Origin of the sequence: Sporomusa sp. GT1, assembly GCF_014634905.1 — a bacterium.
GTDB classification, from domain to species: Bacteria; Bacillota; Negativicutes; order Sporomusales; family Sporomusaceae; genus Sporomusa; species Sporomusa sphaeroides.
Genome location: NZ_BMBX01000011.1, coordinates 132,516 through 146,338, shown reverse-complemented (window position 1 = coordinate 146,338; position 13,823 = coordinate 132,516). Strand labels below are relative to the sequence as shown.

Sequence of the window (13,823 nt, the reverse complement as noted above, 5' to 3'; positions counted from 1 at the left end):
CAGAAGCCTTACACCCTGTATTCTAACAGGAGGTACTTTTTTGTTCAAAACTCTTTTTTGTTCGTTACAGGAATGCTTCTCATTTAATTTAAATTCTAATAAATCTTCATTCACAATTTTTCGATTCACATATATACCTGGAATGCTATTAGGATATATCATATCGCTACTCTTCAACGGATACTTTTCTCTATTACTTTTTACATTCTGTATCATTCGCTCAACTTTATACATAATATATTCTCTAGCTTCGTGCGGCTCGCAATCTTTGGGCTCATATTTCTCCGAATCCTTTTTGAAAAAGTTTTTGTAAACAGCTTTAGCAAACTCCGTTGTTGGTTCATAGTGATCATGCCATTCTTCTATGTCTATCAAGCTGCATGTCCATAAAGTAGTAAATGCTTCAAGTCTGTTTTTATACTGATCTTTTTTGCTCCGATAAATACCTAGCCAATGTTCGTACTGAACAATCGCAGAAAATATAGTGGAGTCAACATTTTTCATTTTGTAATTCGCAATACAATTTACTATACTTCCCGGGTTACTGCTTAATTCTTCCTCAATAAATTCATGTTCCATATTCTTTCCAATCATTTATACCGTTATATTATCTTCGCTGCTGACAACACACAGGGACGGTTCTTTCATATTTTATACTTTGCGAACAATAGCAAAACTAATACCTGTAAGCCATAATTTATCGGGTCAGCAGGTTTTTAGCCTGATTACATCGGAATAATTGTGTATCGCTTGATCAATTTTCTCACTAAAAAAATATATCGCCTCGAAGTAAAAACGCCTCGTCATTGCCGTTTTCCCTGGTTTCTGCACCGTCTACGATGCAAGGCATTATTAATAAAGAAACTAATAGGCAAGTGTCTTAATTCCTGCCTCATAGTTACATTTCGCAACTAAGAACTATATTCTCAATATCACTAAGTATCATTGACCAGTTTATTAAATTCCATTTGGTTTCCATTAAAAACATTCAAATCTACAAATGCACTAATTCCATTTACTCTGCCACGGTTATTATATTGCCAAATTGACCAACTTCTATTGTCCTTAATGTAAGGAAATTTAATAACATCCCTTATCCAAATGGTATATTCCTCAAAATCCCCCATGATATATGCTTCATATGCCTCATAAGTAACATAAAGAATTGGTTTTCGATTATAATGATTTTCTATTCTATAAATATAATCCCTTAGCTCTTTTTGCAACAGTTCTTTACTAGGTATCTTACTCGAATTACCACCAAATTCAACATCAACTACAGGTGGTAGGCAATCCTCCTCATTGGGAACGACATTAATAAAATGCGCTGCTTGCTCTGTACCATGACTGCCAAAGGTAAAAAAATGATAGGCTCCTCTTTTCATATTAACCTTTTTAGCATTTTCCCAATTCACTACAAATGTACTATCTGTGAAATCTTTTCCTTCTGTTGCCTTAATATATACAAATTTAAACCCATCATTTTTTACTTTATCCCACTCAATATTACCTTGATAAGCAGAAACATCAATTCCTCTAATCGGAAATTCTTCTAATGTAGGATTATTTAAGTGTATATACCCATTATAAAATAGATAGCCCAAAAGCAATATTAGCAATGTCATTGTTATAAAAAGTTTCTTTAAAGAATACTTCATTGAAAATCACCCACATTATACGTATTCTTTTATATCTCGCCTAATCGATTCATGATTTTCCTAAGTCTGCTAATACCCCAACCAATATCAGTTTCATAAATTGTTCTACCATACAACCACTTCACAATTACCATACTTGGGTAACTCCCTAAACCGGCTCATAAGATATTGTTCATCCTGCTCTTGATTGTCTTTTAAAAGCATCATGGCGCGAATAAACTGAGCATGAGTAAACATTATGATATATTTTTCTTCCAAACGCATTAATCGTTCAATAGCCATCCTGGCTCGCGATAACAACATGCTAAAACTCTCAGCATCTTGGCCGTCTATGTAGTCAGGGTCAAGGCGCTGCCAATATGTATTTACCCTCTCTCTGCGGTCGGCAGCAGTAGTCCCTATGCAGGAAGTCGGGGCAAGGTATGTAAATTCCTGAACATCCCAAACAGCAACCGGTGCATCCGGGTATCGTTTTATAGTATAAGATGCTGTTTCCTGCGTACGTAAAAAAGGAGAAGTTATGATAATATCCGGTTTACAGGTTATGATCTGACTTATTTCCTGCGCCTGTTTGTGACCAGTCTCAGACAACGGTATCGTTACATGATTATCCGTAGCGGCCCCGGCGTTAGCCACGCTTTCGCCGTGACGAATTAACCAGATTCTTTTCATTGTTTCACCCCATATACTTAATTTTTCAAACTAGTATCCCTAAACAGACTTGCGGTAATCATTAGTGTCAGATTAATTATAGAGGTTTCCGGAAGTACCCTTAAGCATAAAATTCCCGGTAACTTGGCAATTCTAAAGCCGCCAGCCGGCCACCGAAACACCCGCCGCAATCGATGCCTATTTTGTCCTGGTACTCTTGGTCAAACCAAATCCGGGCATTCGTTTTTTTGAATTTCTTATCGTAGCGATAAAGATTCCACGTGGGAATATGTCCGAAAACAAGTATCTTCCCTTTGTACGCCGGACAATAAGGAAAGCGATCCTCCATCCAAACCAGATCATCTTCAGTATTCTTTTCTATAGGCTTCCGCGTATTAGCACCCGCGTGGGAAAAGAGGAATTTACCGGTTGAAAAATATAACGGCAAACTTTGCACAAACTGAAGAATTTCTGCTAGTTTACCGGGTGCTAAGGTTTCTATTTCCTCAAACATAGTAGCGCCGCCGTTATATTTAACCCAATTATATAAGTTCTCTGATGGCTTTTTCCGCCAGGAATCGGATTCAATCATTTCAATTACACTCTGCTCTAAAAATTGTTCATGATTCCCTTTTAAAAGCACTGCACCTTGTGCCTGAAGCATTAGGCAAGTTTTTAGCACTTCCAAGTTTTCCGGGCCACGATCTATCATATCGCCACAGATAATCAGTAAATCGCCTGCCGGGTCATATTGAGTTTGTTTTAATAGAGACTGAAATCTTTGGTTCTCACCATGAATATCAGATATTACCAATATCCGGTCAACAATCCTCATACTATTTACCTCAGCTTCGTAATTTAAGATACCATGTTTATCTATAAATCGGTAATACCCCACTACTTTCACAACTTCTAGCTTAAATTCTTCTCCACCTAATATATAATAGTCTCTAAATCCATTATATATCAGGTAGAGGCGATCCAAGACCTTGCAAATCCACCATTTCTCGCAACCGTTTAAGCATTATTAACGGGAACTACTTTCCAAGTTTTTACGGCTCTTGAGCTTTTCAATGACCGTGGGATATAATGAAAAATCCGTGTGGGGCAAAAAATTGGCCGCTGACATTTTATTCAGAAAATCCGGTGCCTCAGCTAAGGAAAGATAGACTATATTGCTAATTAGAGCTTCTACAACCAATAATTGATCTGCATTTTCTAACAACTTGCAGGCTCCTTTTATAGAACCGTTTCCCAGCTGAACAAACCTCTCTCTGGGAAGGTCTGGATATAACCCAATGGTAATCCCTGACTCAATATTGATGTAGGTTCCAAAGGCTCCGGCCATATATACCCTTTGAATCTTATCCGGTGTAATACCCACTGCATCCAGTAAAAACGCTACCATAGTGTTTGCTGCTGCTTTTGTATCCATAAATCTTAAAATGTCCGTCTGACTGAATACTAAGTCTTCATTAAAGGCTGATTCGTACTCCCATGCGTAAACAATGACATATTCTCCGTCCCGCATAAGGATTCTCTCTGATCTGCCGGGAATAAACCGACCAGAATAATCAATCCAACCTTCCAGCAACATTTCAGCAAGTAGGTCAACAATCCCTGAACCGCAGATGCCTACTGGCTTTGCATTGTCTATTGTAGTGATTTTCAACTGATTTTGAACAATCTGCACCGAATCTACCGCTCCTGCTTTCGCCCGCATTCCCTGCTTGCTGATACCGCCTTCCAAGGCAGGTCCTGCCGCACCCGCAGCTGAAATCAGAAATTCATTGTTGCCCAAAAGCATTTCGCCGTTTGTTCCAATATCCATATAGAGAGCCAGTTCACTTTGTGCATACATCTCGGACGCCAACAGCCCGCTGATAATATCGCCACCTAAATAATTAGCTACAGAAGGAAAACAGTATACTAATCCATTAAAGGGTAAGCCTATTTCACGGCCAACAAAGAAACCGCTCCGATTAAAAGCTGGCGTATAGGGAGTAAAGAAAATAAACCAGGGATCAATCCCCAACAGAAAATGAATCATGGTAGTATTGCCGCCGATAATGAATATCCCGCATTTGTCCGAAGAAATGCCTGTCGCAGTTTGAATTTTCTCCATGAGTTCAATAAAATTCAACAGCGTACATTGCTGGAGTTCTCTTAAATGAGCATCATTATCTTTAACGTAAAAGATTCGGCTAAGGATGTCATCACCAAAACGAACTTGATGATTGACCCTGCTTTCTTCACACAAAATATTTCCAGTATTCAGATCGATCAGCTGCATAATAACCGTTGTGCTCCCAAGATCAGCTGCATAAGCAAAATTCTTATCTGAAGTATTTCCCCGCTCAAGGTTTACAATCTCCCAGGCAAAACCTTTGTGTACTAAGGTAACTGTGAGCTTCCAGTCAAAATCCCGCAGCAGCTTATAGGATAATTTAATAGTTTCAATAGAAATCTGAACCTCTCCATACTCCGGTTTTAAAGCTTGAAGGATTCTGTCAATGTCAGCCACAAAGTCTCCGTTACCCGGCGTTCTCAATTCAAGGTATATTTTTTTACAAATTACATTCTTCATAAATCTTCCTCTTTATGCTTATTATGTCACATACTACCAGAGCTCGTACAAATAGTCCCCGGTAGCTGCTTCATTTGTATTGTAATGCATCCTGATACTCATCTCATAATTCTACCTAATATATGTACAAACCTGCTTCTTCCCTTATCTCATTCTTACAATTGCTTACAAATGTCTTAGTTCCTGCCTCATAGTTACATTTCGTATGGCTAAAAGCTATATTCTCAATATCGTAAAACATCATCCGGAGTGTTATGCCGGATTTTATTAGCATAAATACCTGTACAACTACGGCTGCAAAAGAAATATTCTCTTCCTTCATTTTGTTGCCTTCGCACTTCTTTATCCGGTTTCTCAAATTCCACGCCACACAGATGACATATTACTTTCATAAAACAAAACCTCCACCTTTGATATAAATTATCCTAATATCAAAAGTGGAGGCGACATTCAAATTGTGGTGGAGGCGGCGAGAATCGAACTCGCGTCCAAAGGCATTACTGCATAGGCTTCTCCGAGCGCAGTCGGTGATTTAAAATTCGCGCTCTTGCCGCCCACAGACAGGCTGCGCAAGCACTATCTCGATAAAAGTTCCCAGTCGGCTCTCCGAGAATTGAGCTTCAGGTATCCCACTAAGTGACGCCCTATCCTAGGCCGCGGGAGTGCGTAGGCAGGACGTTAGCATTAAGCTGCTAAAGCGTATTCTTCGTTTGCGTTTACTATTTTCCACCGTCTTGACGGGCAAATGGAACCCCGGCTCGCTACCTATACCATAACTACCCCTGTCGAAACCAGTACGCCCCCATATAAATGGGTATGCTGGATGGTATGTCATGTCTTTTGCAAATAAGAATACTCTTCTATTACATTAGCTTATTATAGCATAAAGATTGAATCTAGCCAAATAAAACTTTTCCCAGTCAACTTATTCTACAGGATACATCGGGCTTAATGCCGAATATATTGTAAGATAAGGAGTGATTTTGCTTGAAACAACAACATACCGGTATGCTGCTGGTGGCAACATCGGCTGCCGGATTTGCCACATTAGCCATTTTTATTAAATTCGCTTACGCTGCAGGGGCGAATACGATTACGATCCTTGCCGGACGCTTTGTACTGGCTTCTATCTGTCTCGCACTTATTCTAAAATTGCGCGGTACGCCACTGACGATAGAAAAAAGCCTGATGAAACGGCTGTTTTTACTGGGCGGACTGGGTTATGGAGCAATGTCAATGCTTTTTGCTTTGGCTGTCATATATCTGCCGGCATCACTGGCCGCCATGCTGCTGTACACTTATCCCGCGATAGTCAGCGTACTATCTTTTTTTATTGGCGACGAACAGTTCAGTTGGTCAAAAGGCCTGGCACTGGGCATCTGTTTCTCAGGCTTGTTTTTTGTGCTGGGTGTATCGTTTGATAATATCAATACGTTTGGCTTTATCCTGGGGCTTGGGGCGGCGATAGTCTATGCCATTTATATTGTTGTTGGCAACAGGGTTCTGAAAAATACCGATCCGTTGGTTACTACCACCTATGTCTGCATTGCGGCAGCCCTGGTATTTGTGCTCAGCGGTGTCGCCACCAACACGCTGATTTTTAACCTGCCGGCTCAAGGGTGGCTGTCCATTATCGCCATCGCACTGCTGCCCACCATTGTCAGTATTATCGCCTTCTTTGCCGGATTGCTCCGTGTGGGCGCTACTAACACTTCCATTATCAGCACCCTGGAACCTGTCATTACCGTGCTGTTATCGGTGGCACTGCTTAATGAAAAAGTAACGCCGCAGCAAATAGGCGGCGGCGTACTGATACTTTTCGGTATATTAATTTTGCAGCTTTGGGCCGGAAATAAGGAAAAACGGCCGAAAGAAATGAGCTGCGCTCACAATGACTGCTAAGAATAAGCCTTAAACTAATCTTTTTGCCGGTCCCGCAGTGCTCGCTCCATATCGCGTTTAGCATCCCGTTCGGCAAGGTCCTGGCGCTTATCGTAGGTATGTTTACCACTGGCCAATCCCAGTTCTACCTTAACTTTGCCTCTGGTAAAATACAATTTGATCGGCACCAAAGTATAGCCCTTTTCTTTGGTTTTGCCAATTAATTTATTGATTTCATACCGGTGCATCAATAGTTTGCGGGTACGCAGCGGTTCATGGTTAAAGCGATTGCCCTGATCGTAAGGGCTGATATGCATATTGTGGAGCATAACCTCGGCATTATCAATGCGGGCGTAGGCATCCTTCAGGTTAGCTTTGCCGGCCCGGAGTGATTTAACTTCCGTGCCGGTAAGTGCAATCCCGGCCTCATAGGTTTCGTGAATATGATAATCGTGGCGGGCCTTCCGGTTTTCCGCCGCTATTTTTATGCCTGCTTCTTTGCTCACCGCTTGTCACCTCTTAGAATCCTGCTGATATGCATACCTATTGTAGCCGATTTACAGTCTTACGTCAATTGCTTTGCCTGGCTACTTTTTCGGCGCCCTGGGCTTTTTCGGTTTGGCAGCAGTAGAGGCAGTAGAGGCAGTTTTTCTTTTTGCCGTACTTGTCCGGGTTTTGCTGGCGCTGCGCCTTGCTCCGGGGGTGCTGCGTTTTTGGCCTGACGCCTGATTGTCAATGGCTTGCAGCAAGTTGCCGGATTCGGCAAGGACATAGTCAATGGTCCGTTCTGCCGGATTGACTCTGGTAACAGTAATTCTGACACTATTGCCCAGCCGGTAGATTTTGCTGGTGCGCTCACCAATCAAGGCATATTGCTCTTCCACATACTGATAGTAGTCATCCTGCAGGCTGGATACGCGCACCAAGCCTTCCACCCCATTTTCTATCTCAACAAAAAAGCCGAAGGCAGCAACACCGCTGATGATACCATCAAATTCCTGACCGACAAACTGTGCCATGTACTCCACTTTTTTCAGGTCAACAGTTGCCCGTTCGGCTTCTGCGGCGGCCCGCTCGCGTTCTGAGGAATGCAGCGCAATCTCCGGCAGCATGACCGATAGTTTTTGCCGCCGTTTAGCCGAAATATCCCCTTTGGAAAAGGTCTCCCGGATAAGACGGTGAACAATTAAATCCGGGTAACGCCGGATGGGTGAGGTAAAGTGGGTATAATAGGTGGCTGCCAGCCCAAAATGCCCCAGGTTTTCGGCATCATAACGGGCCTGCTTCAGGGACCGCAGCACAACAGTACTGATAATCCGTTCTTCCGGCCTGCCGGCAATCTTGCTAAGTACCCGTTGCAGCGCCATGGGCTCAATTTCCTGTGTCTTCGGCAAACGCTGGCCAAAGTTATTAAGTAACAGGTTGAGTCTGCTCATTTTTTCTTCGTCAGGTTCTTCATGCACCCTGAACATGGACGGCACACCCAGCCAGTGCATATGCTCTGCTACCGTTTCATTGGCCACAAGCATGAATTCTTCGATAATGGATTCGGCAATACTGCGAATCCTTTTTTCAATGGCAATGGGATGCCCTTCATCATCTAATTTTACTTTTATTTCCGGGAAATCAAAATCAATGGCACCCCGGCGCATGCGGCGGTCACGCAGAATCCGGCACAGGCGCTCCATCTGCTCTAAAGGACTGACCAGCTCGGCATACTTGTCCCGTAACACTTCGTCATGATCGGCCAGAATCTGCCGCACGATGTTGTAGGTCAGTCTGGTTTTGACTCTGATAACACTGGGGAATATTTCATGATTGACTACCTGGCCCCGCCCGTCTATTTCCATTTGGGCCGACAGTGTCAGCCGGTCTTCTCCGGCATTCAGACTGCAAATGCCGTTCGACAGCCGCGGCGGCAGCATGGGCAGTACCCTGTCAACCAGATACACGCTGGTGCCTCTGAGTCTGGCTTCATTGTCCAGCGGCGTATTTTCCCGCACATAATGACTGACATCCGCAATATGCACACCCAGCAGATAGTTCCCGTTCTTAAGGCGTTCGACATACACGGCATCGTCCAGGTCTTTGGCATCGTCCCCGTCAATGGTCACAATATCCAGGTCTCTCAGGTCGCGGCGGCCTAATAAATCCTCATCACTAATGGTGGTGGTGACGCGGGCGGCAGCCTTTTCAACATCGGGTGGAAACTCTGTCGGCAGATTATTATTTTTGATAATGGAAAGTATCTCAATCCCCAGGTCGCCCTGCCGGCCTAATACTTCGATAACCCGGCCTGCTGCGCTTTTCTGCTTGTGCGGCCAGTCGGTAATCTCGACGACAACCTTGGAGCCGGTTTTAGCACCGGCAAGTTCCTCTTTGGGAATAAAAATATCACGGCCAATGCGCCGGTCATCCGGCAAGACAAAGCCAAAATTACGGCTGGCCTCCAAAGTTCCCACGACCTTAGTATTGGCCCGGGTAACAATCCGGATAATCTCGCCTTCTACCGCTTTGCCGGACACATGCCGGTGATGCATCCGCGCTACCACCCGGTCGCCATGCATGGCGCCGCCAATAGCGTCAGGGGGAATAAAAACATCCTCCAGTTCCCGGTTTTCCGGTAAAATAAAGCCAAAACCCTTGGTTGTTGCTGAAAACTTGCCGACAACCAGATTCATACGCTCAGGCACACCATACTTGTTATAGCGGGTTTTTATGATCGCCGCTGCAGCCTCCAGCTTGTCCAGTACCTGCCAAAATTCTTCCAGTTCTTTGCCGCGGATATTCATCCCGGCAGCTAAGTCCTCAGCCATAAGTGGTTTATAGGCTTCCTCCCGCATGAACTCCAGTATTCTGTCAGCTAAGTCCATATTACTCATCTCCTTTTACGGCAACCGTCGCTTTTCCTTCAGCCGTTACTGTTCCGTCCGGCAAACTAATGTTACCGGCTAGTTCATACATTTTTCCCCGTTGGCCGGTAATCCATCCACAGATGCGTAATTCCTGACCAATGGGAGTGGGATGCCGAAACCGTACTTCGAGCTTGGCCGTAACGGCGGTAAGGCCTTTGGCATACAAATAGCGCGCCATAATCTCGTCCAGCAGCGTGCTTACCAGACCGCCGTGCATAATGCCGCCATAGCCCTGATGCTCCGGACCGGGAGTAAAGGTTGATATATATGTGTCATTTTCTTCATGGAAGTCAAGTTTCAGCCCTATGGGATTATCCCGGCCGCAGGCAAAGCACCATTCATCATTTCTGTTCATCAATACACCTCTTCATTTTCCTATATACTATCCAGGTAACCCTGGAATTTTATAGCGCAAAAAATTGACTAATCTCTTGAAAAACAGTGTCACGTTCCCTGTCAAGGGTAACAATGTGACCTGAATTGTTAAGCCATACCAGTTTTTTCCCGGTGCTTCCCAGATTATCGTAGATATGCTGCGCACTCTCAGGCTTAACTGTATGTTCTTTTTTTGACTGTACAACCAGTGTCGGTACGGTGATTGACGGCAATAAGGCGTCAATCTCTTTTATGAGGGCAAGCAGGCTGGATAAGCTGCTGAGTGGCGTTACCTCATAGGTAATCGAATACTCTTCGCCAATATCCGGCAGGCGCTTGCGTTTCTTGGGAACAAAATCGGTAAACAGGCGATACAAGGGCAGCAGGGGCAATTGCTTGTTGGCAATATAGATGGGTGTACTAAGAACCGCCAGCCGCCTCAGCGGATATTCACTGGCCAGTTTCAAGGTCAAAAGCCCCCCCATGGACAGACCCACCGCCGCAACACTACTGCATATTCCCGCTAATAAATGATAACCGTCCTCAACATTGCCGTACCAGTGATTCCAGGTTGTTTTCGCCATTTCCCGGGGCGTCGTTCCATGCCCCGGCAGCCGGGGCGCTAATACAGTATAGCCTAACTTATGTAAATATTCTCCTGCCAAGCGCATCTCTGACGGCGCTCCGGTAAAACCATGTACCAAAAGTACACCCTGTTCACCACCAGGCAGAAAAAAAGGTTCAGATCCTGGCATAATAGCCAATTCAAACGCCCCCATTGAACAATTATTACTAGTATTTCCGGCCGGCCGCGCTGACAAACGCTTCAAATAATGCAAGCATGGCCGGATTGCTGTCAATCATTAGTTCAGGATGCCATTGAACGCCCACCGCAAAAGCGGCTGTTTCATGCTCAATGGCTTCGATAATTCCATCCTTGGCCCGTGCGCTTACGGTAAACCCGCAGCCAGCGCTCTTGACGGCCTGGTGATGGAAGCTGTTGGTCATAACCTTGTCCCCTAATATCATGGCTAATTTGCAGCCAGACTCCAGCAAAACGGTATGTCCGGCATAATCAGCAGGAGAATTCTGGTCATGCTGAATAGCGGCTTCGTCTGCCGATAAATGCTGATAAATGGTGCCGCCTGACGCGATGGCCAGCACCTGGCAGCCCCGGCAAATGCCCAGTACCGGCTTATCTGCCTTCAGCGCCAAAGCGACAAGCAGCAATTCATGCGTGTCGCGCTCAGGGATGACTTTACCCAGTGCCGGCACCGGCTCTTCTCCAAACAGCTGTGGCTGCACATCACCACCGCCGGTGAGCAGCAGGCCATCCATTGCAGCCAGTTGCTGCTCGATGGCTGACTGCTCGGTAATAATTGGCAGCAACACAGGCACCCCGCCGGCGCTAAGTATCGACCGGACATAGGCATCACTGACAAATTGCCGTTTGGTGCCGGCCATGATCCCGCCTTCTGTCACAAACTGGTTGGCAGTAATACCAATCAGCGGTTTGCGCATATCGCTTCACCTCGCCACCTATTTTACTTATACTATTATACCATTATCTCCCACAGAAAGAAAACGCATAAGCAGAGAACCAAGTTATTAGGAGCAACGCGACGCTAGAACTTGTGTGAATCGCTTAGTTCCAAGCGGAGCGCGGAACTTCCTTAGCTTAATACCAGTTAGATTAAAAAAACGCCAAGCTACAATAGCTTGGCGTTTCATCATCAGATTTTAGAAGAAAAGCAGCGGAGCAATAATAAGTGAAATAGTACCGGCAACTTTAATCAGCGGGTTCATGGCAGGACCACAAGTGTCCTTGAACGGGTCACCAACCGTGTCGCCGATAACTGCGGCAGCATGAGCGGGAGTACCTTTACCGCCTAATTTGCCTGTCTCAATCCATTTCTTGGCATTGTCCCAGGCACCGCCGGCGTTGGACATAAAGAGAGCCAGCAGCACACCGGCAGCAGTAGCACCGGCCAGGAAGCCTGCCAGCGCTTTCGCGCCAAGTACGAAACCAACCAGAATCGGAGAACCTACGGCAAAGAGACCAGGCAGCATCATTTCACGGATAGCGGCTTTAGTGCTGATATCCACGCAGCTGGCATAGTCAGGACGGCCTGTGCCTTCCATAATGCCGGGGATTTCACGGAACTGACGGCGAACTTCACCAATCATTTCAAAGGCAGCTTTACCAACTGCTTCCATAGTAAAAGCACACACCAGGAACGGCAGGGTCGCGCCCAGGAAGATACCAATAATAACAGCCGGTTCGGTCAGGTTGATTACCAGATGGCCATTAACCAGAAGACCGGACAGTTTGGGGTTTTTAGCAATTTCTTCACCAAAAGCGGTGAACAATGCCAGGGCGGTAAGCGCCGCCGAACCAATGGCAAAACCTTTGGCAATAGCCGCAGTGGTGTTACCAACCGCATCCAGCTTGTCAGTGGTTTTGCGGATTTCAGGACCAAGTTCAGCCATTTCGGCAATACCACCGGCATTATCGGCTACCGGACCGAAGGAGTCAACAGCAACAACCATACCTGCTGTGCACAACATGCCCATGGCCGCCATAGCAATACCATAGATACCGGCTGCACTGTAAGCAACCCAGATAGCAACGGCAAATACCAGCATCGGCAGTGCGGTACTTCTCAGGCCGCAGGCAATACCGGCAATAACGTTGGTAGCCGGACCGGTTTGGGAAGCATCGGCAATGTGTTGTGTAGGTGCTTTTTCATTGGAAGTATAATATTCGGTAATAGCGCCAACAAGTACGTTAACCGCCAGACCGCAAATAACCGCAATCGTAATGCCCATAGCCTGGGCCGGGAACATCATGCTGGCAAAACCATAGGTAGCAAAAGCCACCAGGATATTGGTGCCCCAGATGCCTCTGTTTAAAGCAGCCTGCGGGTCGCCGTCTTCACTGGTTCTAACCAGGAAGGTACTGACAATGGAGGCAAAAATACCGGCTGCACCGATGACCAGCGGGAACAGCACACCATTGATATCGCCTTTGAACACAGTTTGCCCGATGAGCATAGCGGCAATAGCGGTAGCCGCATAGGATTCGAACAGGTCGGCACCCATGCCGGCGGTGTCACCGACATTATCACCAACATTGTCGGCAATAACGGCCGGATTACGGGGATCATCCTCCGGAATTCCTGCTTCTACCTTACCTACCAGGTCAGCACCGACGTCAGCCGCTTTGGTAAAGATACCGCCGCCGACACGGGCGAAGAAAGCAATAGCACTTGCACCAAACGCAAAGCTGTTAATAACAACAGGGTCTCTGAAGATTATGTATAGACTGGAAACACCCAAAAGACCAAGACCGGCAACTGACATACCCATTACCGCACCTGCGCGGAAAGATACGCTTAGAGCCTTATTCAGACTATGACGGGCAGCTTCGGTGGTACGGGCGTTTGACTTGGTTGTCGAAGTCATACCTACATAACCGGCAACAGCTGAAGAAACAGCACCTACCAGAAAGGATACAGCTAATTTGTAACCGTCGATATAGAATAGAATAAAGAAAATAACGATTGTAAACGGAATAAGTGTTTTGTACTGACGATTAAGGAAGGCCATAGCACCTTCAAAAATTGCCTGAGAGATGTCCTGCATTTTTTGATTGCCAGGGCTTTCTCTTAAAACGCTGGCCATCAAATACGCAGCAAAAGCCAGTGCGACAATACCTGCCACCGGCGCAAAGTACAATAAATCCATTGTTAACTT

Annotated in this window: 12 protein-coding genes and 1 other RNA gene; 1 reads left to right on the top strand and 12 read right to left on the bottom strand. The window is 45.5% G+C overall.

The features are described 5' to 3' along the window. From GT1_RS13750 to ssrA, 6 genes are all read right to left on the bottom strand, one after another. Positions 1–594 (bottom strand): hypothetical protein (locus tag GT1_RS13750; protein WP_188399237.1); only part of this gene is annotated, 594 nt, incomplete at its 3' end. A gap of 341 nt (positions 595–935) precedes the next feature. Next, positions 936–1,658 (bottom strand): GH25 family lysozyme, encoded by a 723-nt coding sequence (locus tag GT1_RS13745; RefSeq protein WP_188399236.1) that lies wholly within the window; start codon positions 1,656–1,658, stop codon positions 936–938. Positions 1,659–1,763: 105 nt separating this feature from the next. Beyond that, positions 1,764–2,330, bottom strand: a complete 567-nt coding sequence (locus tag GT1_RS13740) for a histidine phosphatase family protein (RefSeq protein WP_188399235.1) — start codon at positions 2,328–2,330, stop codon at positions 1,764–1,766. A gap of 100 nt (positions 2,331–2,430) precedes the next feature. Beyond that, the gene (locus tag GT1_RS13735; protein ID WP_223226259.1) at positions 2,431–3,216 is read right to left on the bottom strand and encodes a metallophosphoesterase; all 786 of its coding nucleotides are present in this window, start codon (positions 3,214–3,216) and stop codon (positions 2,431–2,433) included. A 120-nt stretch (positions 3,217–3,336) separates the two neighbouring features. Continuing rightward, positions 3,337–4,896 (bottom strand): ASKHA domain-containing protein, encoded by a 1,560-nt coding sequence (locus tag GT1_RS13730; protein WP_188399234.1) that lies wholly within the window; start codon positions 4,894–4,896, stop codon positions 3,337–3,339. 458 nt (positions 4,897–5,354) lie between these two features. Beyond that, positions 5,355–5,700: a transfer-messenger RNA gene (ssrA, locus tag GT1_RS13725) on the bottom strand. A 183-nt stretch (positions 5,701–5,883) separates the two neighbouring features. Here ssrA and GT1_RS13720 point away from each other — a divergent pair. Beyond that, positions 5,884–6,798, top strand: a complete 915-nt coding sequence (locus GT1_RS13720; protein WP_223226258.1) for a DMT family transporter — start codon at positions 5,884–5,886, stop codon at positions 6,796–6,798. Positions 6,799–6,812: 14 nt separating this feature from the next. Here GT1_RS13720 and smpB read toward each other — a convergent pair whose 3' ends face one another. From smpB to GT1_RS13690, 6 genes are all read right to left on the bottom strand, one after another. Further along, a complete protein-coding gene (gene smpB / locus GT1_RS13715; RefSeq protein ID WP_075757428.1) occupies positions 6,813–7,283 on the bottom strand; it encodes an SsrA-binding protein SmpB in 471 nt (156 codons plus the stop codon). Between the two features lie 81 nt (positions 7,284–7,364). Continuing rightward, positions 7,365–9,650 (bottom strand): ribonuclease R, encoded by a 2,286-nt coding sequence (gene rnr, locus GT1_RS13710; protein ID WP_188399233.1) that lies wholly within the window; start codon positions 9,648–9,650, stop codon positions 7,365–7,367. 1 nt (position 9,651) lies between these two features. Then, positions 9,652–10,047 (bottom strand): PaaI family thioesterase, encoded by a 396-nt coding sequence (locus GT1_RS13705; RefSeq protein ID WP_188399232.1) that lies wholly within the window; start codon positions 10,045–10,047, stop codon positions 9,652–9,654. A gap of 49 nt (positions 10,048–10,096) precedes the next feature. Then, the gene (locus GT1_RS13700; RefSeq protein ID WP_188399244.1) at positions 10,097–10,831 is read right to left on the bottom strand and encodes a carboxylesterase; all 735 of its coding nucleotides are present in this window, start codon (positions 10,829–10,831) and stop codon (positions 10,097–10,099) included. Positions 10,832–10,859: 28 nt separating this feature from the next. Next, positions 10,860–11,588, bottom strand: a complete 729-nt coding sequence (locus GT1_RS13695) for a gamma-glutamyl-gamma-aminobutyrate hydrolase family protein (protein WP_188399231.1) — start codon at positions 11,586–11,588, stop codon at positions 10,860–10,862. A 219-nt stretch (positions 11,589–11,807) separates the two neighbouring features. Then, positions 11,808–13,814, bottom strand: coding sequence for a sodium-translocating pyrophosphatase (locus tag GT1_RS13690; protein ID WP_188399230.1), 2,007 nt, complete (start codon positions 13,812–13,814; stop codon positions 11,808–11,810). Between the last annotated feature and the right edge of the window lie 9 nt (positions 13,815–13,823).

Excerpts from the sequence above, each read along its gene's own strand:
- GT1_RS13695 (WP_188399231.1), bottom strand. The coding sequence starts at position 11,588 with ATGCGCAAACCGCTGATTGGTATTACTGCCAACCAGTTTGTGACAGAA.
- GT1_RS13730 (WP_188399234.1), bottom strand. The coding sequence starts at position 4,896 with ATGAAGAATGTAATTTGTAAAAAAATATACCTTGAATTGAGAACGCCG.
- GT1_RS13705 (WP_188399232.1), bottom strand. The coding sequence starts at position 10,047 with ATGAACAGAAATGATGAATGGTGCTTTGCCTGCGGCCGGGATAATCCC.
- GT1_RS13745 (WP_188399236.1), bottom strand. The coding sequence starts at position 1,658 with ATGAAGTATTCTTTAAAGAAACTTTTTATAACAATGACATTGCTAATA.
- rnr (WP_188399233.1), bottom strand. The coding sequence starts at position 9,650 with ATGGACTTAGCTGACAGAATACTGGAGTTCATGCGGGAGGAAGCCTAT.
- GT1_RS13740 (WP_188399235.1), bottom strand. The coding sequence starts at position 2,330 with ATGAAAAGAATCTGGTTAATTCGTCACGGCGAAAGCGTGGCTAACGCC.
- GT1_RS13690 (WP_188399230.1), bottom strand. The coding sequence starts at position 13,814 with ATGGATTTATTGTACTTTGCGCCGGTGGCAGGTATTGTCGCACTGGCT.